A 24,977-nucleotide genomic window follows, 5' to 3' on the forward strand; every position below is an offset into this window, starting at 1 on the left:
GCAATCCAGGGAGTCTCATCGTCATGTCCGCCTTCAACCGCGGCCGCAAGCTCGCCGCGACATCCAGTGCCATGCCCACGCTGGCAGGCATGGATGCACTCGAACCGATGCGGGTGGAGGGGGAAGAAGCCCTCAGCCGCCCCTACAGCTACACCATCACGCTGACCACCCCGGAGTCGCCGGACATCGACGCGCGCTCGGCGGCGAACGTCAAGCTCAAGCCCCTGATCGGCGAGGAGTTCAGCGTGCACATCCTGCTCGACGGACGCACCGGCGGCGCGGGACAGGAGCGCCACATTTCCGGCCTGGTGACGCGCGCCCGCTTCCTGCGCCTGGAGAGCAGGCGGGCGCTCTACGAGGTGGTCATCGAGCCCTGGCTGAGCCTGGCCCAGCGAACGCGCGATTTCAGGATCTTCCAGAACAACAGCGTGCTCGACACGGTGAGCGAAGTGCTTGGCGCGTACGGCTTTCCGCTCGCGGTACGGGCCACGGGCAGCTATCCCGCGCGCGAGTTCGTGGTGCAGTACGGCGAGACGGACTACGACTTCGCGAGCCGCCTGCTGCACGAGTGGGGCCTGTACTACTACTTCGAGCATGGCGAGGCCAGCCACACGATGGTGATCGTCGACGACATGCAGTCGCACCGGCCCTTTCCGGCCGGCGGCTACGAGCAGGTTCCCTTCGCTGCCATGCAGGCATCCTCCAACGAAGAGCATTGCCACCGCTTCCGGCTGTCCGAAGGCCTGCAAAGCGGCAAGTGGGTCACGGGCGACTTCGACTTCACGCGGCCGAAGGCGGACCTCACGCAGGCCCGCGCCATGCCGCGGCGCACGCAGCACAGCACGCGGGAGGTGTTCGCGTGGCCCGGCAACTACACCGTGGAATCCGAGGGCGAGCAGCTCGCGCGTGCACGCATGGAAGAAGCCGGCGCGCCGGGCCAGGTCGCCAGCGGCGCGGGCAACCTGCGGGCCGTGGCAGCCGGCCATCGCTTCACGCTGGTCGATCATCCGCAGGACAGCGCGAACGCCGACTACCTCGTCACCGCGGCACGCCTGTTCCTGCAGGAAGCAGGCGATGCCACCGGGCAGGAAGAGTTCCAGTGCAACGTCGAGTTCGAGGTCATCCCGGCAAGCAACATCTTCCGCCCGACTCCGGACGCGGCCAAGCCGCGCACCACCGGCCCGCAGACCGCGGTGGTCACCGGCCCCGCGGGCCGCGAGATCTGGACCGACCAGTACGGGCGCGTGAAGCTCAGCTTTCACTGGAACCGCTACTGCACCAGGGACGAAAGCAGTTCGTGCTGGGTGCGGGTGTCATCGCCCTGGGCCGGCACCAACTTCGGGGGCATGCAGATCCCGCGCATTGGCCAGGAGGTGGTGGTCGACTTCGAATACGGCGACCCGGACCGGCCGATCATCACCGGCCGCGTCTACAACGCGGACAACATGCCGCCGTGGGAGCTGCCGGCAAACGCCACGCAAAGCGGCCTGCTGTCGCGCAGCTCCGAAGGCGGGACCAGCGAGAATGCGAATGCCCTTCGCTTCGAGGACAAGAAGGGCGAAGAGCAGCTCTGGCTGCATGCGGAGAAGGACCAGCTGATCGAGGTCGAGAACGACGAGGTGCACACGGTGGGCCGCGACCGCACCAAGACCGTCGACCACGACGAGACCAATCACATCAAGAACGACCGCACGGAAACGGTGGACCGCAACGAGACGATCACGGTCCACGGCAAGCGCGCCGAGACGGTGGATGGCGATGAGACGGTCACCATCAAGTCCAACCGCAGCCACTCGGTCACCGGCACCGAGGCCCTCACGGTCACGGGCGACCAGACCCACACCGCCAAGGCCAACCGCACCGCCAGCGTCACCGGCAACCAGAGCACCTCGGTCACGGGCACGGATTCGCTCGCGGTGACGCAGGCCCGCACCGTCACGGTCCAGGACAGCGACACCTGGAACGTCGCCCTCGGGCAGACCACCACCATCGGGCAGGCCTACCAGGTGTCCGCCAAGTCGCACACCGGCACCTACAACGACGCGATGACGCTGAACGTGCCGGCCGGCCCGGCCTCGGCCACCTCGCAGGGCGACTTCTCCCTGACCAGCTCGGCCGCCAACATCTATGGAACGGCCGCCCTCAACATGGGCCTGTTCGCGCAAGGCGGGGACTTCTCCGCCGTGGCCTCGACCAACGTCGGCCTGAGCGCCGAGGGCGGCACGCTGGACACCTACTCCTCCGGCGCCATGACGCACGCGAGCCCGACCAGCGTGGTGCTCAACGTCGAGGGCACGACGGTGGAGGTCACGCCCGGGCGCATCGTGCTGCGCGCCGGCAGCGCGACCCTGATGCTGGACGACGCGGGCGTCACGGTGAATGGCACCAAGATCTTCCTGAACTGCTGAGGCCGCCGTGTCGACACGCAACCCCGTCGAGAAGCGCATGGCCCAGCTGCACGACCTGTGGTGGGAGCGCACCGACGACCCGGCCCTGCGCGCCATCGTGCTGCGCGCATCACCCGACTCGCAGCGCATGCTGGAGGCCTTCTTCACGCTCCAGATGGTCGACAGCGAATACAGCACGCCCGATCTCTTCCTGCGGCTGGACACGGCCTTCGAGACCGGCTTTCGCTACAGCCGCGAGCTGCGGCAGCAGTTGATTGACACATATCGGCACAACCGGCCGCAGCTCGTGAAGCAGGGTGTCGCGGGCAGCTGGGACGAAGAGGACCAGCCCGGCTGGGACAGCGCCGCCGGCTTCGTGGAGGCCGGCTGTTCGCTGGCGCGGCACCTGCGCTGCCAGCGAATCTCCATCGTGCTGCAGCCCGCCAGCGTGAGCGACGCGGACTGCTTCGAGCGCTGGTTCGATGCGGCGATGCAGACGCCCGTGCCGCCGCAGGAAGCCGGGCTGCTGCGGCTGGTGCTGGTGGACGACAGCGACTCGCGCGCCTGGCAGCCGCTGGTGGAGCGGCATGCGGGCGCGATGCGCGTGGTCGATGCGCCGCTGGACATCCTCGAGGCCGCGCGCGAGATCGCCGCCCAGAGCGGCGGCGGAGGCAGCGGCGTGGCCCTCTTTCGCCAGCTCTATGCCGACATGCTGTCGCTGCTGCGCCAGGGCGACGCGGCCGGGGTGGAGGCTGCAGGCGAACGCGCCCTGCGGCTGGCCGCGCGCAACGGCTGGGCCGACCAGCGCGCCGTGCTCGACATGATGGTGGGCGGCGCCTGGCTGCAGGCGCGCGACTTCGGCGCATCGATCACGCGCTACCGCCGGGCCCGCGGCGCGGCGGCCGAGGCGGCGCAAGCCGGCAACCCCATGGGTGCCACGCTGTTCATGCAGGGCTGGATGGCCGAAGGCGGGGCCTGGGCCGCGGCGGGCGACATGAAACAGGCCGCCCATGCGTTCGAGCAGGCCGCCGAAGCGGCCCGCCGCGTGCCCCATCCCATGTTCGCCGTCGAAGGCCAGCGCGCCGCGGCCCAGGCCTGGCGCGGCGCCGGCGAGCGCGACCGGGCGTGGGCCGCGGCGCTGGCCGGCATCCGCGAGGCGCGCACCATGGCCGACCGCGACCGCCCCCAGAGCACCGTGCCGCAGCTGCTGCACGACATGCTCGTCATGCAGGACCCCAGGCGCTGCGAGCGCATCGCGCACTGCGCCACCCGATACGAGCGCGACGCGCGCGCGGCACTGGTCGAAGCCGACCTGGCCGGCCATCGGCTGGGCGAGCGGCCGCCGCGGCCCGCGGTCGATGCCATCGAGGCACGGCTCGCGCAGCGCTACGAGCAGGCGTTCCAGACCCTGCTGCGCGAGCGCGAGCAGTGGGTCCAGGGCAGCGAGGACGTGTTCCGCACCGTCGTCGCGCTGGGCCGCCAGTGGCTCGATCCGGCCTGGAGCGGGCTGCCGCACGTGAGCCATCCGCTGGACCAGGGGGTCGACGAATGGCGCGAGCCGCCCGCGTTCGCCCGCCTGCCCGATCCGCAGCCCTTCGTCGAAGCGGCCTGAGCCGCGCCGCCCCACCCCTACCGCACGCCAGAGAGAAAAACACCTTGTTCTTCGCGGCCAAGCACTTCGACCCCCAGCTGGGCATCGATGCCCACACCTACCTGGCGCCGCCCGGCGTATGGCCCACGCTGCACATCGGCATCGTGATGGACCCGTTCGACTACCTGCCAACCATCCAGGTCTCGCCCGACAACCCGATCGTGAAGGGCCTGAGCGCCATGGACAGCGCCATGCAGGCCGGCCTGGACACCATCGGCCAAGGCACCGCGGCGCCCGAGGTGCCGGCGCCGCCGGGCGCGCCGGCCGGCGGCGGCGAGATGCCCGCGAGCATCCCCTTTCCGCTCGGTGCCACCGTCGAGGTGGCGGGCGTGCGCCGGGCCAATGCCGGCACGGGCGGCGTGGACTTCCACATCCTCGTCGGCGCCCCCATGCCGGTGATCAAGGCGCCCGGCGGCCCGCAGTTCGACGACGAGCTTTTCATGGGCAGCCGCATCGTGCTGGCCGACGGCGAGCCCTTCTCGCGCATCAGCGTGCCGGTGCTGGCCTGCAACATCGTGGGCCTGGTGCCGCCATTCCGCAAGAAGAAGGCGGTCAAGCCACTGCGGCTGAGCCTGATGCTGCCGACCACCTTCAACGTCGCCATTCCGCCGCAGGTGTTCGTGGGCGGGCCGCCGACCATCTCGTGGGGCGCGATGGTCCAGCGCGGGCTGTTCAAGGCGCTGGGCCGGGCCTACACGCGCGTCGCGCGGCGCGTGTTCAAGAACATGCCGCCGGGCCTTCTGAAGTGCCAGGTGCTGCGGGCCGAGCCGGTGGACATCCGCGACGGCAGCGTCTCGGTGACGCACGAGGACTTCAGCATTCCGGGGCGGCTGCCGCTCAGCTGGACGCGCGTCTATGCATCGCGCGACCACGGCCTGGCCGGCCATTGCGGCCACGGCTGGCAGACCCCGGCGGATGTGCGCCTGGCGGTGGAAGCCGATGGCCTGCTCAGCCTGCAGGGGCCGGAAGAGTTCGCGCTGTTCCCTGCCCTGCCGCAGGCCGAGGGACAGCAGGTGCTCGACGTGGTGGACGGCGCGCGGCTGATGCGCCAGGGCTCGGCGCTGGTGGTGCGCTTCAAGAGCGGCCTGCGCTACCACTTCGAGGATGCGCTGTCGCCCGAGGGAGAGCCGCAGGCCGCGGCCCTGCCCATCGCGCGCATCGAGGATGCGTGCGGCAACCACTGGCGCTTCGTGCGCCAGGGCGGCGAACTGGTGCGCATCGCCGAAAGCGGCGTGAACGGCCTGCCGGGCCGCAGCATCGAGGTGCAGTCGCGCGGCGGGTACATCGAGTCCATGGCGCTGCGCGACCCCGCCACGGGGCAGGACCATCCGCTGGTGCGCTACCGCCATGCCGACGGCGACCTGCTGGCGGCCATCGACGCGCTGGGCGCGGCACGCGAGTTCGCGTACCTGCAGCACCGCATGGCGCGCCACACCGACCGCACGGGCCTGTCGTTTCACTATGCGTACGACGAACAATGGCGCGTGGTGCACGCCTGGGGCGACGGCGGGCTGCACGACTACCGCTTTGCCTACAACGCGGCGCTGCGGCAGACCGAGGTGACCAATTCGCTGGGGCATCTGACGGTGGTCAAGTTCGACGAGGCGGGGCTGCCGCTGGCGGAGATCGATCCGCTGGATGGGGTCACGACGTTTGAATACGACGATGCGGGGCGGACGGTGGCGGTAACGGCGCCTGGAGGGTTGCGCACGGGGTTCACGTATGACGCGCGGGGCAATCTGCTGGGGGTGCAGCGGCCGGATGGGAGCACCATCGGCTGCGAGTACGACGACGAAGACCAGCTGCGCGTCATCGTCGATCCATTGGGTCATTGCTGGCAACACACCAACGATGCACGCGGCCTGCCGGCGAGCCAGACCGATCCGTTGGGCGCGGTCACTCGCTTCGAGTACGATGCCCACGGCCAGCTGGTGCGCCATGTCAATGCGCGGGGTGCGGTCACGCAGCTGCGCTATGACCGGTATGGGCTGCCCGCCCAAATGATCGACGCCCTGGCGCATGTCACCCGCTTCGACTACGACGCGCTCGGGCGACTGCGCACGCAAGTCAACGCACTGGGGCAACGAAGCCGGTATCACTGCGACGCGAAAGGCAGGCTGCAACGCATCACGCAGCACGACGGCACCCAACTCACCTGTGCGTACGACGCCGAGGACCGGCTGGCACGCTATGCCGACGAGAACGGTGCGGTCACCGAACTGACCTACAGCGGCACGGGACTGATCGCCCTGCGAGTTCAACCCGACGGCCATGCCGTGCGCTACGACTACGACAGTGAAGAGCAGCTCGTCGCTGTAATCAATCCGCGCGGCGAACGCCATGAACTCACACGCGATCCCTTGGGCCGAATCGTCGAGGAAATCGATTACTGGGGGCAACGCCGACGCTTCCATTACGACGCCAGCGGGCGACTCCTGCGCAGCATCGATCCAATGGGCCGCACGATCAGCTTCCGCACCGACGCCATGGGCCGCATTACGCACAAGACCTGGCCCGATACCTGGGGGGCCGGGCCGGCCGGTGCGGAAGACTTCAGGTACGACGCAGCGGGCCGGCTCGTCGAGGCTCGCAACGCCCACAGCCATTTCAAACATCGCTTCGACGCGCTCGGTCGCCTGGTCGAGGAACAGCAGGGCAGCTTCCGGATCGAACGCGCCTACGACGCGGCCGGAAACTCCGTCGAGCGTAAGACCAGTGCGGGCAACCGGGTGGCCGTCAGCTACGACCTGCTCAATCGACCCGCAGCGATCGCCATCAACGACGAAACCCCGATCACCATCGAACGCAACGCCTTGGGGCAAGCGACGGTGGAGCATCTGAGCGAGCATGTGGTTCGCACCCTGCGCTACAACGACCAGGGCTTGCTCGCTGCCCAAGCCGTCGCGAAGGACGGCGCGCCACTGTTCGACACGCGCTTCGACTACGACGCCGCCGGCAATCTGACGCGGCGAACGGACAGCCAACAAGGCAATGACCTCTACACCCACGATCCGATGGGGCGCATCCTGTCCCACGTCGATCCCATGGGTCGCGTCAGGCACTACCTGAACGACCCTGCGGGCGATCGGCTCAGGACAAGCGTGCGAACCGTCGCGATGGCGCAGACCGCAAGCGGCCAGCAGCAACCCGAACACTGGACACGTGAGGGCGAGCACGAGGGATGGCACTACGTCTTCGACCGCGCCGGCAACCTCACGAGCCGTACACAGACGCGCGCACCCGATCAGCCTGCCCTGCACCTGGCATGGGATGCCAATCAGCGGCTGACCCAGAGCCGATGGGAGCGCGGCCCACACCACGGAGAAGTGACCACCTACGGCTACGACCCCCTGGGCCGCCGTGTCTTCAAACGCAACACGACGCATACGACCTGGTTCTTCTGGGATGGGGATGCGCTGCTCGGCGAGGCTTGTCAGGAAAACGCCGTGGCGCCGAAGGCAAAAAAATCCCCGGTGACGAGCTTGCTGGAACGACGCAGGCAAGAGGACGCGTTCAGACAGCTGCATGCGAAGACGCGCGAATTCGTCCTCAAGCCCGGCACCTTCGAGCCCCTGGCGTTGATAGACAAGGATATGCCGCCGCCCAGCGTGGACACCCCTGAGGACACCGCACGGGTTCTTCACTATCACAACGCCCCCGATGGCCGTCCCTTGCGCATGACAACCCGTGACGGCCAGATCGTATGGGCCGTTCGCTACGACGTCTGGGGCGGCATCGCCCGCAAGGATTGCGAGCTTCTTGCACAGCCGATCAGATGCCAGGGGCAACAGGAAGACGCCGAGACGGGCCTCTTCTACAACAGGCATCGGTACTTCGACCCCATCACCGGCGCCTATGTTTCAGCAGACCCCATCGGCCTGCGGGGTGGCGTGAATCCTTACGCCTACGGCTGCAGCAACCCTTACTTCTGGATCGATCCGCTGGGACTCGCTGCCAGTTGCGAAAGGCACTTGAGGAGCATCGACGAACAGCTTCAGCAGGGCCGACGTGCGCGAATCGATGTGGCGTCCAAGGACGATGCGATCGAGCTGCTCCTCGCCTACATCACAGGACCGGCCGGCCGCCGGGGCGCGTTCCGGAACACTACGGATCAACCGCTGCCCGAGGGAAAGAAGTCCGAGTCGGGCTCGGACTGGCTGCCGGGCGGACGCGGCGCCTATCAGCGCGAAGGCACCTACCACTGGGATGCAGCGGACCCGAATGCCAAGGCAGGAGACCATGCCCTCGAAGGCAATCACTTGCAGATTCACAACTTCGACGGGAAGATCATCCGGATCTTTTTTCCCTGAGCCGAAACACTGCTCTACCTATGGCGAACATCGCGCAGACACACCGCCCGTTTCCGGCATCAATGGAAGCAGACCCGGACGGCGCCTTCTTCGAGCGGAGTCTCGACGGCGGTGCAACCTCCTTCTATCTGATCATTCGTCCCAGACCCTATCTGACGGCCAGAGACCGGGAACTGATCGATCAGGGAGTACTTTCGCTGGAAGAGCTGCATCCGGAGGTGCTCAGGCTCGGCAGGACGCCCTCTCCCGAAACACGCTGGTTGTACGAAGTGGAGTCGTTCAAGGTCGGTCGGGAGTATCACGACGATCAAGAGGTATTCAACGACCACGCGACGGACTACAGATCAGAGGTGTTCGACAACCTGTCGACACTGCTCGACCACTGCCAAAAGGAATTCGGTGTTGCAGCGTCGGATTTCAGGAAGCGCGACGCCACGCACTATCCCAAGTTCTGAGTGAACTGGACACGGTGATCGCGGCGGCATCTCCGATCACGCCCTTTCAGAACACCACACGTTCTGAGCCCTCAGCGCCGCGCTGAGCAGCGCCCGCTCGCCTGACACGGGTTTTCCCGATTGCCCATTGGGCCCGTCACAGCAGATCATTTAATATATTAAATAATCCGCAAGACACCTTCCGTGGCCAGCACCTTCACCCACCGCAACCTCCCGCGCCTGCTGCTGCAGGCGCGCGAAGCCGTCATGGCCCACACGCGGCCCAGCCTGCGCGAGCACGCGCTGTCCGACCAGCAATGGCGCGTGCTGCGCGTGCTCGGCGAACACGGCGCGGTGGAGACCGGCCGCGTGGCGCGCGAGGCCTTCATCCTCGGGCCCAGTCTCACGGGCGTGCTCGCGCGCATGGAGCGCGACGACCTCATCACCCGCAGCCGCGACCCCGAGGACCAGCGCCGCACCGTGGTCGAGGCCACGGCGCACGGGATGAAGCTGGTGAAGAAGCTGTCCTCGAGCATCGAGTCGCACTACCAGTGGCTGGAGCAGTCGCTGGGCAAGGCCAAGCTGACGCAGCTGTATGGGCTGCTGGATGAACTGATCGCGCTGGAGCAACCCGAATGACCTCCTCCCCTTTCCTGCCCGCCGGCACCGTGTACGGCACGCTGCTGAACTTCCGTGCGGAAGTGGAAGCGCTCGCGCCGCAGATGACCGAGCCGCCCTACAAGGCACCGCCGAAGGCGCCCGTGCTCTATGTAAAGACCGCCAACACCTGGAGCCCGCACGGCAGCGCCATCACGGTGCCTGCTTCGGTGCCCGAAGTGGAGATCGGCGCGAGCATCGGCATGGTGATCGGTGCCGAGGGCGACGTGGAAGGCTTCGTGCTGATGAACGACCTCTCGATCCCGCATGCGAGCTTCTTCCGCCCGCCCGTGAAGTTCAAGTGCGTCGACGGTTTCCTGGGCGTCGGACCGGCGCTGCGCGATGCGCAGGAGGTGGCCGATCCCGCGGGCTTTCGCGCCGAGGTGCGCGTCAACGGTGCGCTGAAGCAGTCGATCGACTTCTCGCAGCTCGTGCGGCCCGCGCAGCAGTTGCTGGCCGACGTCGGCGAATTCATGACGCTCGCGCATGGCGACGTGCTGATGCTGGGCTGCGACGCCGGCCGACCGCTGGCGCGCGCAGGCGACCGCATCGAGATCTCCGCGCCGGGCTTCGAAACCCTTTGCAACACGCTCGTGCAGGAGGCCGCCGCATGAAGCACGCACGCGTCATCTTCGAAGGCCGCGAGCACACCGGCACCGCGCACGACTTCAACGGCCAGGCCGACGCCGCCGTGCGGCTGGACGACGGCCGCGTGGTGCCGCAGGAACAGCTCGTGTGGCTGCCGCCGCTCCCGCCCACGCCGCTCCCGCGCACCATCCTCGCGCTGGGCCTCAACTACGCCGACCATGCGAAAGAGCTGGAGTTCAAGGCGCCCGAGGAGCCGCTGGTGTTCGTCAAGGGCCAGAGCACGCTGATCGGTCACCGCCAGCACACGCACCGGCCGGCCGGCGTGCAGTTCATGCACTACGAGTGCGAGCTCGCCATCGTGATCGGCAAGACCGCGAAGCACGTGAAGCGCGACGATGCCTACGACTTCATCGGCGGCTACACCGTGGCCAACGACTACGCGATCCGCGACTACCTGGAGAACTGGTACCGCCCCAACCTGCGCGTGAAGAACCGCGACACCTGCACGCCGCTCGGCCCCTGGTTCGTCGATGCGGCCGACGTGCCCGATCCGATGGCGCTCGCATTGAAGACCACGGTGAACCGCACCGTCACGCAGCAGGGCAACACGCGCGACATGATCTTCGACGCGCCTTTCCTCATCGAGTACTTCAGCCGCTTCATGACGCTGTCGCCGGGCGACCTGATCCTCACGGGCACGCCCGACGGGGTCGTCGATTGCAGGCCGGGCGATGTAGTCGTCTGCGAGATCGAGCGCATCGGCGCGCTGGTCAACACCATCCAAGGAAAAGCATGAGAGTCGATCACCTGATCGCCGGCAAGGCAGTTGCCGGCAAGGACTACTTTGAAACCGTCAACCCCGCCACGCAGGAAGTGCTGGCCGAGGTCGCCTCGGGCGGCGAGGCCGAAGTGAATGCGGCCGTGGCCGCCGCCAAGGAAGCCTTCCCGAAGTGGGCCGGCATGCCCGCCCCCGAGCGCGCCAAGCTGGTCCGCAAGCTCGGCGACCTGATCGCCAGGCACGTGCCCGAGATCGCGCAGACCGAGACCGACGACTGCGGCCAGGTCATCGCGCAAACGGGCAAGCAGCTCATTCCGCGTGCGGCCGACAACTTCTATTACTTCGCCGAGATGTGCACGCGGGTGGACGGCCACACCTACCCCACGCCCACGCACCTGAACTACACGCTGTTCCATCCGGTCGGCGTGTGCGCGCTCATCAGTCCCTGGAACGTGCCCTTCATGACCGCCACCTGGAAGGTCGCGCCCTGCCTGGCCTTCGGCAATACGGCGGTGCTGAAGATGAGCGAGCTCTCGCCGCTCACGGCCGCGCGCCTGGGCGAGCTGGCGCTCGAAGCGGGCATTCCGCCCGGCGTGCTGAACCTGGTGCACGGCTACGGCAAGGAAGCTGGCGAGCCGCTGGTGGCGCACCCCGACGTGCGCGCGATCTCGTTCACCGGCTCCACCGCCACGGGCAACCGCATCGTGAAGAGCGCGGGCCTGAAGAAATTCAGCATGGAACTCGGCGGCAAGAGCCCGTTCGTGATCTTCGAGGATGCCGACCTCGACCGCGCGCTCGACGCGGCCGTGTTCATGATCTTCAGCAACAACGGCGAGCGCTGCACCGCCGGCTCGCGCATCCTGGTGCAGCAGTCGATCTATGCCGACTTTGCCGCCAGGTTCGCCGAGCGCGCGAAGCGCATCGTCGTGGGCGATCCGCTCGACGAGAAGACCATCGTCGGGCCGATGATCTCGCAGGCGCATCTGGCCAAGGTGCGCAGCTACATCGAGCTGGGGCCGAAGGAAGGCGCGACGCTGCTGTGCGGCGGCCTCGATGCGCCAGCGAACCTGCCCGACCGCGTGAAGAAGGGCAACTACGTGATGCCCACCGTGTTCGCCGATGTCGACAACCGCATGAAGATCGCTCAGGACGAGATCTTCGGGCCGGTCGCCTGCCTGATTCCGTTCAAGGACGAGGCGCACGCCATCGAACTCGCCAACGACATTGCCTACGGCCTGAGCAGCTACGTCTGGACCGAGAACATCGGCCGCGCCCACCGCGTGGCCGCCGCGGTGGAGGCCGGCATGTGCTTCGTCAACAGCCAGAACGTAAGAGACCTTCGCCAGCCCTTCGGTGGCACCAAGGCCTCGGGCACGGGGCGCGAGGGCGGCACCTGGAGCTATGAAGTGTTTTGCGAACCGAAGAACATTGCGGTGTCGATGGGCTCGCACCACATTCCGCACTGGGGAGCCTGACCATGGGCACGCTCGCACTCGCCGCCAAGATCACGCACGTGCCGTCGATGTACCTCTCGGAATTCCCGGGACCGAACTTCGGCTGCCGCGACGCCGCGATCAACGGCCACAAGGAAATCGACCGGCGCTGCCGCGCGCTGGGCGTGGACACCATCGTGGTGTTCGACGTGCACTGGCAGGTCAACAGCGAATACCACATCAACTGCGGCCCGAAGTTCGGCGGCACCTACACCAGCAACGAGCTGCCGCACTTTATCAAGAACATGCCCTACGCCTACCCGGGCAACCCGGCGCTGGGCCACCTGATCGCCGACGTGGCCAACGAAATGGGCGTGAAGAGCCGCGCGCACAGCGACACCACGCTCGAACTCGAGTACGGCACGCTGGTGCCGATGCGCTACATGAACCCCGACCAGCACTACAAGGTGATCAGCATCAGCGGCTGGTGCGACTGGCACGACCTCGCCGAGTCGGGCCGCTTCGGCCTGGCGGTGCGCCGCGCGATCGAGGAGCGCTACGAGGGCACGGTGGCGGTGTTCGCGAGCGGCTCGCTCTCGCACCACTTCGCGGACAACGGCCGCGCGCCGGAGTTCATGCACAAGGTGTACGACCCCTTCCTCGAGCAGGTGGACCGGCGTGTGGTCGAGCTGTGGAAAGCCGGCGACTGGCAGACCTTCGTCGGCATGCTGCCGATGTATGCCGAGAAGTGCTGGGGCGAAGGCGATATGCACGACACCGCGATGTTGCTGGGCCTCCTGGGCTGGGACCGCTATGCCGCGCCGGTGGAGGTGGTCACGCCCTACTTCGGGAGCTCGGGCACGGGGCAGATCAACGCGATCTTTCCCGTGACGCCATTGCCCGCGGAAACCACCACCTGAGGAAGCATCGCATGCCCCACGTCGTCATCCAGTACACCGCCAATCTCGAAGCAGAAGCCGACATGGGCGGCCTGTGCCGCTCGCTCGCCGCCGTCCTGGTCGCGCAGAAGGACACCGCGCGCCGCAAGCTCTTTCCCACAGGCGGCACACGGGTGCTGGCCTACCCGGCCATGCATTACGCCGTGGCTGACGATGCGGACGACTATGCCTTCGTCTACATCAACGTACGCATCGCGGCAGGCCGAAGCGAGGAAGACAAGAAGAAGGCCGGCGACGCGCTGCTCGATGGCGCGAAGAAGCACTTCGCATCCATCTTCGACAAGCGCCACATCGGCATCACGCTGCAGATCGACGAAAGCCCGGGCCAGGTGTACGACGGCAAGCACAGCAACCTGCATCCTCTCTTCAACAAGTAGAACCATGCTCACTGCCGACACCATCGCCAAGCTGGCCGCCGAACTGCACGAAAGCGAAAAGTCGCGCGTGCAGGTCGAACATTTCTCCAAGCGCTTTCCCGGCATGACCATCGAGGACGGCTACGCCATCTCGCGCGAATGGGTCCGGCAGAAGATCGCGGAAGGCCGCGTCGTGAAGGGCCACAAGATCGGCCTGACCTCGCGCGCCATGCAGCAGTCCAGCCAGATCGACGAACCCGACTACGGCACCCTGCTCGACGACATGTTCTTCGAGCAGGGCGGCGACATTCCGTTCAAGCGCTTCATCGCGCCGCGCATCGAGGTGGAACTGGCCTTCGTCCTCGGCAAGAAATTGCAGGGGCCGAACGTGAGCATCTTCGACGTGCTGGCGGCCACCGACTACGTGGTGCCGGCCATCGAGATCATCGACGCGCGCATCGAGCAGTTCGACCGCCACACCAAGGCGCCGCGAAAGGTGTTCGACACCATTGCCGACAACGCGGCCAACGCCGGCATCGTGATGGGCGGCCGTCCGGTCAAGCCCGATGCGGTCGACCTGCGCTGGGTGAGCGCGCTGCTCTACAAGAACGGCGTGATCGAGGAATCGGGCGTGGCCGCGGCCGTGCTCAACCATCCGGCCACGGGCGTGGCCTGGCTCGCGAACAAGCTAGCGCCGTGGGACGAGCACCTCGAAGCCGGCGAAGTGGTGCTGGGCGGCTCGTTCACGCGGCCCACCGCCGCGCTGCCCGGCGATACCTTCCATGCCGACTACGGCCCTCTGGGCAGCATTGCCTTTCGTCTCATCTAAAAGACACACCATGCAAACACCCCTGAACACCTTCAAGCAGGCCATGCAGGCCGGCGAACAGAAGATCGGCCTCTGGGTCGGCATGGCCGACGGCTATGCGGCCGAGATCCTGGCTGGCACCGGCTTCGACTGGCTGCTGGTCGACGGCGAGCACGCGCCCAACGACGTGCGCTCGGTGCTCGCGCAACTGCAGGGCATCTCGAGCGCATGGTCGGCGCAGCCCGAGTCCGATCGCTCGCATCCCGTGGTGCGGGTTCCGGTGGGCGACGTCACGCTGCTCAAGCAATTCCTGGACATCGGCGCCCAGACCATCCTGGTGCCGATGGTCGACACCGCCGAGCAGGCGGCGCGCCTGGTGCAGGGCATGCGCTATCCGCCCGAAGGCATCCGCGGCATGGGCAGCGCCCTGGCGCGCGCCTCGCGCTGGCAGGCCTATCCGCGCTACCTGCACGAGGCCAATGCGCAAACCTGCCTGCTGGTGCAGGCCGAAACCGTGGAGGCCATGAAGAACCTCGACGCCATCGCGGCCACGCCGGGCGTGGACGGCGTGTTCATCGGGCCGGCCGACCTGTCGGCCTCGATGGGCTTCGTGGGCCAGCCCAACCATCCCGAGGTGCAGGCCATGATCGGCGACGCCATCGCGCGCATCCGCAAGGCCGGCAAGGCGCCGGGCATTCTGTCGACCACCGAAGAGCAAGCGCGCAAGTGGCTGGCCGCCGGCGCGCAGTTCGTGGCGGTGGGCGTGGACACCATCCTGCTCACGGCGGCGGCAAGGCAGCTGTCGTCCCGGTACAAGAACGCCGCGAGCGCGGTGACGCCCAGCGGCTACTGAACCTCTTTCGCGCCATGACTTCCCCGACCGATCCCAAGCGCTTCCGCTCCGCCACCATCCGCGAAGGCACGATCCGCGCGACCACGCGCAGCTTCCTGCATGCGCTCGGCCAGGACGACGAGGACATCGCGCGCCCGCACATCGGCGTGTTCCACACCGGCGGCGAGATGAGCCCGTGCAACCTCAACCTGCGCGAGCAGGCGCAGCATGCCAAGACCGGCATCTACGCGGGCGGCGGCACGCCGCACGAATGCCCGGTGGTGTCGGTGAGCGACGGGCTCACCATGGCGCATTCGGGCATGCGCTTTTCGCTGATCTCGCGCGAGCTGATTGCCGACAGCGTCGAGGCCTCGACGCGCGGCCACCAGTGGGACGGCATCTTCGCCATCGGCGCCTGCGACAAGAACCTGCCGGGCCTGATGATGGGCATGGTGCGCTGCAATGTGCCGAGCGTGTTCGTGCATGGCGGCTCGGCGCTGCCGGGGCAGATGCCCGGACCCGACGGCCGCGACCTCAACGTGGTCGACACCTACGAGACCATCGGCAAGGTGCTGGCCGGCACCGCCACGCACGACGAGCTCGACGCCATGAGCCGCGCCTGCCTGCCGACCGCGGGCGCCTGCGCGGGCCAGTTCACGGCCAACACCATGGGCATGGTGTCGGAGGCGCTGGGCCTGGCGCCCATCGGCTCGAGCATGGTGCCGGCGGTGTTCAGCGAACGCGCACCGCTGATGCGCCGCGCCGCGAAGAACCTCATGAAGGCGGTGCTGGGCGACAGCCCGCTGCCGCGCGACATCGTCACGCGCAAGGCGCTGGAGAACGCCTGCGCGGTGGTCTCGGCCACCGGCGGCTCGACCAACGCCGCGCTGCACCTGCCGGCCATCGCGCACGAAGCCGGCATCCGGTTCCACCTGGACGACGTGGCCGAGGTCTTCGCGCGCACGCCGCTCATTGCCGACCTGCGCCCGGGCGGGCAGTACCTGGCGCGCGACGTGTTCTACATCGGCGGCGCGGGCGTCATCCTTCGCACGCTGATGGAGCAGGGCTTCGTGCACGGCGATGCGCTCAGCTTCACCGGCCGCACGCTGGCCGAGGAACTGGCCGGTGCCCCCGCGCCCGACGGCCGCGTGGTGCGCGCGCCCGGCCACCCGATCACGCGCGACGGCGGGCTGGCCGTGCTCAAGGGCAATCTCTGCCCCGACGGCGCGCTGCTCAAGACCGCGGGCCTGCTGACGCTGGTGCACCGCGGCCCGGCGCGCGTCTTCGATTCGGAAGAAGAAGCGCAGGCCGCCGTGCAGAACCGCCGCTACGAGCCCGGCGACGTGATCGTGATCCGCAACGAAGGCCCGAAGGGCAGCCCCGGCATGCGCGAGATGCTGGGCATCACCGCCCTGCTCTACGGCCAGGGCATGGGCGACAAGGTGGCGCTCCTGACCGACGGGCGCTTTTCGGGCGCCACGCGCGGCCTGTGCATCGGCTATGCGGGGCCCGAAGCGGCCGACGGCGGGCCGATTGCGGCGCTGCAGGACGGCGACATGGTGGCCATCGACGCGCGGGCCGGGGCGCGCACCATCTCGGTGGAACTGACGGCGGAAGAGATCGCACTGCGCCTTTCCCGACGTGAGGTAAACGCGGGGGTCCCGCACCGCGGCTTGCTGGAAAAATACGCGCTCACCGTGCGCCCTGCCCACCAGGGCGCCGTGACCCATTCGGGCGCAGTCACCTGGCTGCGCGACGAGTCGTGAACGCAACCCACAACACCCCGGAGACAGACCATGACCTTCACCCGCCGCCAGCTGCTGCAGACCACCGGCGCCTCGGCGCTGCTCGCCAGCCTGGGCCAGCACGCCTTCGCGCAAGCCTCGCTCGAAACCGCCACCATCGTCACCGGCTTCGCGGCCGGCGGCACCTCGGACACCACCTGCCGGCGCATCGCGCAGAAGCTCAGCCCCGACTACGCCAAGTCCGCGGTGGTGGAAAACCGCACCGGCGCGGGCGGCCAGATCGCCGTGAGCTACGTGAAGGGCCGGCCCGCCGACGGCGCCACCATCCTGCAGACGCCCACCTCCATCCTCACGATCTATCCGCACATCTACAAGAAGCTGCCGTACGACCCGATGGTCGACCTCACGCCGGTGAGCATCGCCTGCATCTTCGACTTCGGCTTTGCGGTCGGCCCCTCGGTGCCCGCCAGCGTGAAGACGGTGCCCGAGTTCCTGGCCTGGGCCAAGGCCAACCCGACCGGCGCCAATTTCGGCTCGCCGGCCGCGGGCTCCACGCCGCACTTCATCGGCGCGCTGCTGGGCAAGAAGGGCGGCGTCGAACTCAAGCATGCCGCCTACCGCGGCACGCAGCCGGCCATGCTGGACCTGCTGGGCGGCAACATCTCGGCCGTCTCGGGCCCGATCGGCGACATCACGCAGCACCTGGCCTCGGGCAAGGTGCGCATCCTGGGCGTCTCGGGCGCCAAGCGCAGCCGCTTCGCGCCCGACGTGCCGTCCTTCGGCGAGCAGGGCATCCAGGACATGGCGCACAGCGAATGGTTCGCCTTCTTCCTGCCGACCAAGGCCTCGCCGGAACTGGTCGCCAGGCTCAACGCGTCGATGAAGACCGCGCTGGCGCACAAGGACGTGATCGAAGGCCTCGGCAACTTCGGCCTGGAAGCCATGTCTTCCACGCCCGACGAGCTGACCGAGCTGCTGAAGAAAGACACCGCCAAGTGGGCGCCGATCGTGAAAGAGGTCGGGTTCACCGCGGAGGGATAAACCTGCATGAAGGAACTGCAATGAACACCACACTCGCCACCCGCGTGCTGCCCTCGGCACCGGTCCATCCCTCGATCCATCCGGACGAGCGCGCCGCGCGCGAACAGCTCGCGGCCTGCTACCGCATCTTTGCGATGCTTGGCTGGACGGAGATGATCTACAACCACATCACCCTTCGGCTGCCCGACAGCGTGACGGGTGGCGAGAAGCAGTTCCTCATCAACCCGTTCGGGCTGCACTACAGCGAGGTCACAGCCAGCAACCTCGTGAAGATCGACCTGCAGGGCAAGGTGCTCGACGGTTCGACCTGGCCAGTGAACCCGGCCGGCTTCACGGTGCACGCCGCCATCCACGACGGCCTGCCCGGCGCGCACTGCGTGATGCACACGCACACCACGGCCGGCGTGGCCGTGGCCTGCCTGCAGGGCGGCCTGCAGCAGACCAATTTCTATACCGCGCAGTTGCACGGCATGGTGGCGTACCACGACTTCGAGGGCATCACCATCCATGCCGACGAAGGCCCGCGCCTGCTCAGGAGCATCGGCGACCGCAACGCCGTGATCCTGCGCAACCACGGCCTGCTGGCCTGGGGGCAGACGCTGCCGCAGACCTTCGCGATCCTCTGGACCCTGCAGCGCGCCTGCGAGATCCAGATGGCCACCTTCTCGATGGGCGCGGCCATTCCGGTGAGCGAGGAGGTCGCGCAGCGCTGCACGCGCGATGCGCTGCAGTTCAGCCCCGAGCACGGCGCCGGGCAGGACGTGTTCGACGCGCTGGTGCGCCAGGTCGACCGCGTCGACGCCAGCTACAAGAACTGACATGAAGATCTGCATCTACGGCGCCGGCGCGATCGGCGGATGGATCGGCGCCGGCCTGGCGCAGGCCGGCGAGCGGCTCAACGTGGTGGCGCGCGGCGCCACGCTCGAGGCGCTGCAGCAGGACGGCCTTTCGCTGATGCGGGGCGAGGTGCGCACGCGCGTGCCCGTCAACGCAGTGGCCGATCCCGAATCGCTCGGCGTGCAGGACCTGGTGGTCATCGCCGTGAAGGCACCCGCGCTGGCCGGCGTGGCCGAGCGCATCGGCCCGCTGATCGGGCCCGACACGCTCGTGCTGGTGGCGATGAACGGCGTGCCGTGGTGGTTCCTCGAAGGCGGCTTCGGCGGCCCGATCACGGGCCACCGGCTCGCGGCCGTGGACCCCGACGGCGCAATCGCAAGGGCCATTCCCTCGCGCAACGTGATCGGCTGCGTGGTGCACGCGAGCTGTTCACTCGACGGGCCCGGCGTGGTGCGGCATCACTTCGGCAACGGGCTGATCGTGGGCGAGCCTTCGGGCGAAGCCACGCCGCGCGTGCAGAAGCTGGTCGCGCTGCTGCAGCGCGCAGGCCTCGACACCACGCTGTCGCCGCAGATCCAGAAGGACGTGTGGTTCAAGCTCTGGGGCAACATGACGGTGAACCCGATCAGCGCGCTCACGGGCACCACCACCGACCTGATCATGGGTGACGACTACGTGCGCGGCTTCATCTCGGCCGTGATGCTCGAGGCCAAGGAGATCGGGCGCCGCATCGGCATCGAGATCACGCAGAGCCCCGAAGACCGGCATGCGGTGACGATGAAGCTCGGCGCGTTCAAGACCTCGATGCTGCAGGACGTGGAGGCCGGGCGGTCGGTGGAGCTCGATGCGCTGGTCACCGTGGTGCGCGAGCTGGGCGAGCTGACCGCGGTGGCCGCGCCGTTCACCGACGCGCTGCTGGGGCTGGCGCGGCTGAAGATGCGCAAGCTCGGGCTGTACTGAGCGCCGCGGGGCATCGGCGCACGCGCTTCAGAGCAGCCGCGGCGCCGGAATGATGCGTCGCCGCGGCGTCTTCGGCGCGGGCTTCTTCACCGGGATCGGCTGCGGCAGGTCGCGGGCGTTGCGCAGCCGCGGTCCGGCCACCATGATCTTGCGCATGCGGTGGTCGTAGCGCAGGAACAGGCCCGAGACGCTGCCCACGTAGGCGTCGATCTTCATGTCGTTCGCGACGCCGCGATCCTCGGGCGAAAAGCGGTCAGGTTCCATGTTGAAGCCTGCGCCCTTGTAGGCCGGATGCGTGTGGTAATAAGCCACCGCCGTCGTGCCCTCGGGGCAGCCCCTGTTGCCGAGGCGGTGGCCGACGTCGACCGTGTTGGTGTCGCCCTCGCGCGGCGGCATCGCGAAGAACTGATTGCCCTGCTGGCAGATCATGGCGCCGAACTCCTTGCGGCGTTCGATCGACTCGATCAGCACGGACTCGAGTGCCGCGCGCGCCGCCTCGGTGACGGTGTCGAAAAGCTCGTACTCGGGAGGGAATGCGGGTGCGGGAAGTGGTTCAGCCATGCCACGAGTGTGGCGGCCGCACGGGCGCGCAGCCATCCCACGGACAGCGTATGACGATCGGCAGGCCCTTGCTCCGCCCGCTTCATTCCTCATCGGCAGGAGCGAAGGGCACGCGCGGCGCCACTGCGCACATGAGCTCGTAGCCGACGGTGCCGGCGGCCTGCGCGACCTCGTCGATGGAGAGCACCGCGCCGGTCACGGCCGAGCGGCCCCACAGCGTGACCTCGGTGCCGAACTTCGCGCCGGGCACGGGCGTGAGGTCGACGGTGATCATGTCCATGCTCACGCGGCCCACCATGCGCGTGCGGACGCCGTTCACCAGCACCGGCGTGCCGGTGTTGCAGTGGCGCGGATAGCCGTCGGCATAGCCGACAGCCGCCACGCCGATGGTGAGCGGCCCGTCGGCCGTGAAGTTGGAGCCGTAGCCGATGGTGTCGCCGGCCTGGAGCGCCTGCACCCCGATCAGCTTGGTCGAGAGCGTCATGGTGGGCTGCAGCTGCCAGTGCGCGGCGTCGTGCTCGGGAAAGTCGGGCGCGCTGCCGTACAACACGATGCCCGGGCGCACCCAGTCGCCGCGGGTCTGCCGGGCATGGCGCAGGGTGGCGGCGCTGTTGGCGATGGAGCGTTCGCCCGGCAGGTCGTGGGTGGCGCGCTCGAACACCTCGAGCTGGTGCGCGATGCCGCGCGCGCCGTCGGCGTCGCTGAAATGCGTCATCAGCGAGATTTCGTCGACCTGCGGCAGCGCGTTGAGGCGCGTCCAGGCCGAGCCGAAGCGCTCGGGCGCGAAGCCCAGGCGGTTCATGCCGGAATTCATCTTCAGGAACACGCGCTGCGGCTTGAGCGTCTTGTGGGCCGCGAGCATGTCGATCTGCTCGTCGCAGTGCACCGTGTGCCACAGGTCGAGCCGCGAGCACAGCTCCAGGTCGCGCGCGTCGAACACGCCTTCGAGCAGCAGCACCGGGCCGCGCCAGCCGAGGGCGCGCACGCGCTCGGCCTCGGCCAGGTCGAGCAGCGCAAAGCCGTCGGCGCCGCGCAGGCCCTCATAGACCCGCTCGATGCCATGGCCATAGGCATTGGCCTTGACCACGGCCCAGACGCGGGCATCGACAGCGGCACGCCGTGCCCGGTCGAGGTTGTGGCGAAGCGCGGCGGTGTGGACGGTGGCGAGAATGGGGCGCGGCATGGGTGGCGTCGAATGGTGAACAGATGGGGTTTTAGCATCTTCCCGTACAAGGCCGTCCAGGGTGGGAACGCTGATTTCGCTGTCGTACCCCCATGCTATAACCGCCCATTCGCCCAAAAGACGCGACACTTTCTCACTACTGCCAGCACCTCCCTGGCCAGCCAGCCCATCGATGAAGCGCGGTTTCTACACGATCATGTCGGCCCAGTTCTTTTCGTCGCTGGCCGACAACGCGATCTTTGTCGTGGCGGTCGAGCTCATGCGAAGCACGGGAGCGGCCGAATGGCAGCGCGCGGCGCTGGTGCCGATCTTTGCCGTCTTCTACGTGGTGCTGGCGCCGCTGGTGGGCGCCTTCGCCGACGCCCTGCCCAAGGGGCGGGTGATGTTCATCAGCAACGCAATCAAGGTGGTCGGCTGCCTGATGATGCTGTTCGGCTCGCATCCGCTGCTGTCGTATTCGATCGTGGGGCTTGGCGCCGCGGCCTATTCGCCGGCCAAGTACGGCATCCTGACCGAGTTGCTGCCGGCGTCGCAGTTGGTAAAAGCCAACGGCTGGATCGAAGGCCTCACCATCGCCTCGATCCTGCTGGGCATCGTGCTCGGCGGCTCGCTGGTGGGCCATGCGGTCTCCAGCCAGCTGCTGTCCTTCGACATGCCGCTGATCGACACGGGGGTCGACTCACCGGCCGAGGCGGCCATCTCGGTGCTGATCTTCGTCTACGCGCTGGCGGCCTGGTTCAACACGCGCATTCCGCATACCGGCGTCGAGATGCGGCCGCTGCGCGCGAATCCGGAGCATGGCCTGGCGCGCAACATGTTCTCGCTGCTGCCCGACTTCTGGCACTGCAACGCGCGCCTGTGGCGCGACAAGCTGGGCCAGATCTCGCTGGCCACCACCACGCTGTTCTGGGGCGCGGGCGCCAACCTCAAATACATCGTGCTGGCCTGGGCCGCGCTCGCGCTCGACTACAACACCACGCAGGCCACGGCGCTCACCGGCGTGGTCACGATCGGCATGGCGGTGGGCGCCATCGTCGCGTCGATGCGCATGCGGCTGGACATGGCCACGCGCGTGATCCCCATGGGCATCGGCATGGGGCTGCTGGTCATCAGCATGAACCTGATCGGCAATGTCTGGATCGCGGTGCCCTTTCTGATCCTGCTGGGCGGGCTGGGCGGCTTCCTGGTGGTGCCGATGAACGCGCTGCTGCAGCACCGCGGCCACAACCTCATGGGCGCGGGCCGCTCGATTGCGGTGCAGAACTTCAACGAGCAGGCCTGCATCCTGCTGCTCGGCGGCTTCTACAGCGCCTGCACCGGCCTGGGCCTGTCGGCCTTTGCGGCCATCGGCGCCTTCGGCGGCGTGGTGGCGGGCTGCATGTGGCTGATCCAGCGCTGGCATCATCACAACCTGCGCAAATACCCCGAGGAAGTCGAGCACCTGCTCGCCATCGCCCGCAGCGATAAACACCACTAGCCCCCGCTGCTGCGGCCTTTTGCTTTCACCAGGAACACCGCGGAACCGGCTTTGCCGGGCCGCTGGTGTTGCCCCCGGTAGGGGGTTGGCGTAGCGACACGAAGTGCGCGCAGCTTGGGGGCGAGCAACAACCTATGCCTGCTCTTGCACTGATCTTCAACGCGTTCGTCTGGGGCGTGTCTTGGTTCCCGTTCCGACACATCGAAAGCCACGGGCTCCATCCCGTCTGGACCACCTGCATCATCTACGTGGCGATCTCGCTGGCGATGGGCTTCTTTCGCCGCCATGCCTGGCGCGGCTTCGCGGCGTATCCGATGCTGGTGCTGCTGGGCCTTGCGGCGGGCTTCACCAACCTGGGCTTCAACTGGGCGGTGACGCAGGGCGACGTGGTGCGCGTGGTGCTGCTGTTCTACCTGATGCCGCTGTGGAGCGTGCTGCTGGGCTGGGCCGTGCTGGGCGAGCGGCCCACCGGCGGCGCGCTCGCGCGCGTGGCGCTGGCGCTGACCGGCGTGGCCGTGGTGCTCAAGACGCCCGGCGTCGAATGGCCGGTGCCTTCGAGCCTGCCGGACTGGCTGGGCCTGGCGGCCGGATTCAGCTTTGCCGTGACCAACATCGTGCTGCGCCACCTGCGCGACGCGCCCGGCGAATCGCGCGCGCTGGCCATGTTCTGCGGATGCGCGGCGGTGGCCGGCATCGCGGCGGCGGCCGGCACCCTGCTGGGCGCCTTCGGCTCCCCGCTCGCCGCGGAGCCGGGCTGGATCGGCTGGGCGGCCCTGCTGGGCGTAGGCTTCGTGGTGGCCAACGTCTGCCTGCAGTACGGCGCGGCCCGACTGGCGGCCAGCGCCACGGCGGTGATCATGCTGTCGGAGGTGTTGTTCGCGAGCGTCTCTTCCGTGGCGCTGGGCGCGGCCCAGATGGATCCGCGCATCCTGGCGGGCGGCGCACTGATCGTGCTGGCGGCCGTATGGTCGGCGTTTGCGCGAGCGCCGGTGCAGGGCGATGATCGGCTTTCGTCCCCCACCTGAACGAGGCAGCGCCATGACCACCAGCATCTACGACTTCGAAGCCAACCGGATCGACGGCAAGAAGGTGAAGCTCTCGGACTTCCGCGGCAAGGTGCTGCTGATCGTCAACACGGCCAGCCAGTGCGGCTTCACGCCGCAGTTCGCCGGGCTCGAGGAACTGCACGAAAAGTACGCCGACCAGGGGCTGGTGGTGCTGGGCTTCCCGTCGAACCAGTTCGGCTCGCAGGACCCGGGCACCAACGAGGAAATCGGCGCGTTCTGCACCACCAACTACGGCGTGAGTTTTCCGATGATGGAAAAGATCGACGTCAACGGAAGCAACGCCGCGCCGCTCTACCAGTGGCTCACCAAGGAAAAGCCGGGGCTCCTGGGCAGCACGGCCATCAAGTGGAACTTCACCAAGTTCCTGGTCGACCGCGACGGGCGGGTGCGCAAGCGCTATGCGCCGCTGGACACGCCGGCCTCGATCGCGCGCGACATCGAGGCGGCGCTGGCGGCGGGCTGATTCAAGGCCCGCTCAGAAGCGGAAACTGGCGGTCTTGGAGCCGCCGCCCACCGTCACCGTCTGGCTTTTGACACTGCCGGCCATGGCAGCATCGATCGTGTAGCGGCCCGCGGGCAGGTCGACCAGGCAAACCGGTCCGCTCGCGCGCAGGGCCAGCGAAGGCGCGCCGTCGGCGCCCTTGATGTCGACCTGCACATCGGCCAGGTAGGCGCCGTCGGAGCGCGCGAAAAGCAATGCCAGCGGATGGTCTTTCATGGCCGCGCGCATGGCGGTCGATTCGTCCGAGCCGATGCCGCCGCAGACATAGCGCACCGCGCCCTCGCTCTTCCATTGCGGCATGGCCGACTGGGCCTGCGCACCCACGGCGCCGGCCGCGCATGCCAGCACCAGCAGGGCGTGCCGCACATGCTTCTTCGGAACGATGGAAGCTGCTTGAACAGAAGACATGAG

22 protein-coding genes are annotated in these 24,977 nt (G+C 68.0%); 19 read left to right on the forward strand and 3 right to left on the reverse strand.

What is annotated here, in order from left to right; genetic code table 11:
* Window positions 1-23 precede the first annotated feature (23 nt).
* The 16 genes from tssI (at window position 24) to L1081_RS18940 (ending at window position 19,776) form a co-directional block, all read left to right on the forward strand.
* Window positions 24-2,408, forward strand: coding sequence for a type VI secretion system tip protein TssI/VgrG (gene tssI / locus L1081_RS18865; RefSeq protein ID WP_489413539.1), 2,385 nt, complete (start codon window positions 24-26; stop codon window positions 2,406-2,408).
* Between the two features lie 7 nt (window positions 2,409-2,415).
* Window positions 2,416-3,999 (forward strand): hypothetical protein, encoded by a 1,584-nt coding sequence (locus L1081_RS18870; RefSeq protein ID WP_489413540.1) that lies wholly within the window; start codon window positions 2,416-2,418, stop codon window positions 3,997-3,999.
* Between the two features lie 44 nt (window positions 4,000-4,043).
* Window positions 4,044-8,348: an RHS repeat-associated core domain-containing protein gene (locus L1081_RS18875; protein ID WP_489413541.1), complete on the forward strand. Its 4,305-nt coding sequence runs from the start codon at window positions 4,044-4,046 to the stop codon at window positions 8,346-8,348.
* Window positions 8,349-8,368: 20 nt separating this feature from the next.
* Window positions 8,369-8,803, forward strand: coding sequence for a hypothetical protein (locus L1081_RS18880; RefSeq protein ID WP_489413542.1), 435 nt, complete (start codon window positions 8,369-8,371; stop codon window positions 8,801-8,803).
* Between the two features lie 183 nt (window positions 8,804-8,986).
* The gene (hpaR, locus tag L1081_RS18885) at window positions 8,987-9,421 is read left to right on the forward strand and encodes a homoprotocatechuate degradation operon regulator HpaR (RefSeq protein WP_215245661.1); all 435 of its coding nucleotides are present in this window, start codon (window positions 8,987-8,989) and stop codon (window positions 9,419-9,421) included.
* On the forward strand, window positions 9,418-10,053 hold the full coding sequence (locus tag L1081_RS18890) for a fumarylacetoacetate hydrolase family protein (protein WP_489413543.1): 636 nt from the start codon (window positions 9,418-9,420) through the stop codon (window positions 10,051-10,053). Before hpaR ends, L1081_RS18890 begins: the two co-directional genes overlap by 4 nt.
* On the forward strand, window positions 10,050-10,823 hold the full coding sequence (locus L1081_RS18895) for a fumarylacetoacetate hydrolase family protein (RefSeq protein WP_489413544.1): 774 nt from the start codon (window positions 10,050-10,052) through the stop codon (window positions 10,821-10,823). The genes L1081_RS18890 and L1081_RS18895 overlap by 4 nt, the downstream gene beginning before the upstream one ends.
* On the forward strand, window positions 10,820-12,280 hold the full coding sequence (hpaE, locus tag L1081_RS18900; RefSeq protein ID WP_489413545.1) for a 5-carboxymethyl-2-hydroxymuconate semialdehyde dehydrogenase: 1,461 nt from the start codon (window positions 10,820-10,822) through the stop codon (window positions 12,278-12,280). Before L1081_RS18895 ends, hpaE begins: the two co-directional genes overlap by 4 nt.
* A 2-nt stretch (window positions 12,281-12,282) precedes the next feature.
* Window positions 12,283-13,158 (forward strand): 3,4-dihydroxyphenylacetate 2,3-dioxygenase, encoded by an 876-nt coding sequence (hpaD, locus tag L1081_RS18905; protein ID WP_489413546.1) that lies wholly within the window; start codon window positions 12,283-12,285, stop codon window positions 13,156-13,158.
* 11 nt (window positions 13,159-13,169) lie between these two features.
* Window positions 13,170-13,574, forward strand: a complete 405-nt coding sequence (locus L1081_RS18910) for a 5-carboxymethyl-2-hydroxymuconate isomerase (protein WP_489413547.1) — start codon at window positions 13,170-13,172, stop codon at window positions 13,572-13,574.
* Between the two features lie 4 nt (window positions 13,575-13,578).
* Complete coding sequence (gene hpaH / locus L1081_RS18915) at window positions 13,579-14,382, forward strand: 2-oxo-hept-4-ene-1,7-dioate hydratase (protein WP_489413548.1); 804 nt, start codon at window positions 13,579-13,581, stop codon at window positions 14,380-14,382.
* Window positions 14,383-14,392: 10 nt separating this feature from the next.
* Complete coding sequence (locus L1081_RS18920; protein WP_489413549.1) at window positions 14,393-15,214, forward strand: aldolase/citrate lyase family protein; 822 nt, start codon at window positions 14,393-14,395, stop codon at window positions 15,212-15,214.
* Between the two features lie 14 nt (window positions 15,215-15,228).
* Entirely contained in the window at window positions 15,229-16,959 is a 1,731-nt protein-coding gene (gene ilvD, locus L1081_RS18925) for a dihydroxy-acid dehydratase (protein ID WP_489413550.1), read from the forward strand.
* 30 nt (window positions 16,960-16,989) lie between these two features.
* A complete protein-coding gene (locus L1081_RS18930) occupies window positions 16,990-17,979 on the forward strand; it encodes a tripartite tricarboxylate transporter substrate-binding protein (RefSeq protein WP_489413551.1) in 990 nt (329 codons plus the stop codon).
* Between the two features lie 20 nt (window positions 17,980-17,999).
* Window positions 18,000-18,797, forward strand: a complete 798-nt coding sequence (locus L1081_RS18935) for a class II aldolase/adducin family protein (protein ID WP_489413552.1) — start codon at window positions 18,000-18,002, stop codon at window positions 18,795-18,797.
* Between the two features lies 1 nt (window position 18,798).
* Entirely contained in the window at window positions 18,799-19,776 is a 978-nt protein-coding gene (locus tag L1081_RS18940; protein ID WP_489413553.1) for a 2-dehydropantoate 2-reductase, read from the forward strand.
* 27 nt (window positions 19,777-19,803) lie between these two features.
* Here the strand turns inward: L1081_RS18940 and L1081_RS18945 are convergent, their stop codons facing one another.
* Together L1081_RS18945 and alr are read right to left on the reverse strand one after the other, a co-directional pair.
* Window positions 19,804-20,337, reverse strand: a complete 534-nt coding sequence (locus tag L1081_RS18945) for a DUF4329 domain-containing protein (RefSeq protein WP_489413554.1) — start codon at window positions 20,335-20,337, stop codon at window positions 19,804-19,806.
* 82 nt (window positions 20,338-20,419) lie between these two features.
* Complete coding sequence (gene alr / locus L1081_RS18950; RefSeq protein WP_489413555.1) at window positions 20,420-21,520, reverse strand: alanine racemase; 1,101 nt, start codon at window positions 21,518-21,520, stop codon at window positions 20,420-20,422.
* A gap of 172 nt (window positions 21,521-21,692) precedes the next feature.
* Between alr and lplT the strand changes: the two genes are divergently transcribed.
* The 3 genes from lplT (at window position 21,693) to L1081_RS18965 (ending at window position 24,527) form a co-directional block, all read left to right on the forward strand.
* Entirely contained in the window at window positions 21,693-22,997 is a 1,305-nt protein-coding gene (gene lplT, locus L1081_RS18955; protein ID WP_319440340.1) for a lysophospholipid transporter LplT, read from the forward strand.
* A 134-nt stretch (window positions 22,998-23,131) separates the two neighbouring features.
* Complete coding sequence (locus L1081_RS18960; protein ID WP_489413556.1) at window positions 23,132-24,022, forward strand: EamA family transporter; 891 nt, start codon at window positions 23,132-23,134, stop codon at window positions 24,020-24,022.
* Window positions 24,023-24,035: 13 nt separating this feature from the next.
* Complete coding sequence (locus L1081_RS18965; protein WP_489413557.1) at window positions 24,036-24,527, forward strand: redoxin domain-containing protein; 492 nt, start codon at window positions 24,036-24,038, stop codon at window positions 24,525-24,527.
* Window positions 24,528-24,539: 12 nt separating this feature from the next.
* Here the strand turns inward: L1081_RS18965 and L1081_RS18970 are convergent, their stop codons facing one another.
* Complete coding sequence (locus L1081_RS18970) at window positions 24,540-24,974, reverse strand: carboxypeptidase regulatory-like domain-containing protein (RefSeq protein ID WP_489413558.1); 435 nt, start codon at window positions 24,972-24,974, stop codon at window positions 24,540-24,542.
* Between the last annotated feature and the right edge of the window lie 3 nt (window positions 24,975-24,977).

Origin of the sequence: Variovorax sp. MSC1_012, from assembly GCF_023667525.1 — a bacterium.
Lineage (GTDB): Bacteria > Pseudomonadota > Gammaproteobacteria > Burkholderiales > Burkholderiaceae_C > Variovorax > Variovorax beijingensis_B.

Coding starts and splice junctions, on each gene's coding strand:
- tssI (WP_489413539.1), top strand. CDS start 24: ATGTCCGCCTTCAACCGCGGCCGCAAGCTCGCCGCGACATCCAGTGCC.
- lplT (WP_319440340.1), top strand. CDS start 21,693: ATGAAGCGCGGTTTCTACACGATCATGTCGGCCCAGTTCTTTTCGTCG.
- L1081_RS18920 (WP_489413549.1), top strand. CDS start 14,393: ATGCAAACACCCCTGAACACCTTCAAGCAGGCCATGCAGGCCGGCGAA.
- L1081_RS18965 (WP_489413557.1), top strand. CDS start 24,036: ATGACCACCAGCATCTACGACTTCGAAGCCAACCGGATCGACGGCAAG.
- L1081_RS18930 (WP_489413551.1), top strand. CDS start 16,990: ATGACCTTCACCCGCCGCCAGCTGCTGCAGACCACCGGCGCCTCGGCG.
- hpaH (WP_489413548.1), top strand. CDS start 13,579: ATGCTCACTGCCGACACCATCGCCAAGCTGGCCGCCGAACTGCACGAA.
- L1081_RS18940 (WP_489413553.1), top strand. CDS start 18,799: ATGAAGATCTGCATCTACGGCGCCGGCGCGATCGGCGGATGGATCGGC.
- L1081_RS18970 (WP_489413558.1), bottom strand. CDS start 24,974: ATGTCTTCTGTTCAAGCAGCTTCCATCGTTCCGAAGAAGCATGTGCGG.
- L1081_RS18895 (WP_489413544.1), top strand. CDS start 10,050: ATGAAGCACGCACGCGTCATCTTCGAAGGCCGCGAGCACACCGGCACC.
- hpaD (WP_489413546.1), top strand. CDS start 12,283: ATGGGCACGCTCGCACTCGCCGCCAAGATCACGCACGTGCCGTCGATG.
- hpaE (WP_489413545.1), top strand. CDS start 10,820: ATGAGAGTCGATCACCTGATCGCCGGCAAGGCAGTTGCCGGCAAGGAC.
- L1081_RS18935 (WP_489413552.1), top strand. CDS start 18,000: ATGAACACCACACTCGCCACCCGCGTGCTGCCCTCGGCACCGGTCCAT.
- ilvD (WP_489413550.1), top strand. CDS start 15,229: ATGACTTCCCCGACCGATCCCAAGCGCTTCCGCTCCGCCACCATCCGC.
- L1081_RS18945 (WP_489413554.1), bottom strand. CDS start 20,337: ATGGCTGAACCACTTCCCGCACCCGCATTCCCTCCCGAGTACGAGCTT.
- L1081_RS18880 (WP_489413542.1), top strand. CDS start 8,369: ATGGCGAACATCGCGCAGACACACCGCCCGTTTCCGGCATCAATGGAA.
- L1081_RS18960 (WP_489413556.1), top strand. CDS start 23,132: ATGCCTGCTCTTGCACTGATCTTCAACGCGTTCGTCTGGGGCGTGTCT.
- L1081_RS18890 (WP_489413543.1), top strand. CDS start 9,418: ATGACCTCCTCCCCTTTCCTGCCCGCCGGCACCGTGTACGGCACGCTG.
- L1081_RS18910 (WP_489413547.1), top strand. CDS start 13,170: ATGCCCCACGTCGTCATCCAGTACACCGCCAATCTCGAAGCAGAAGCC.
- alr (WP_489413555.1), bottom strand. CDS start 21,520: ATGCCGCGCCCCATTCTCGCCACCGTCCACACCGCCGCGCTTCGCCAC.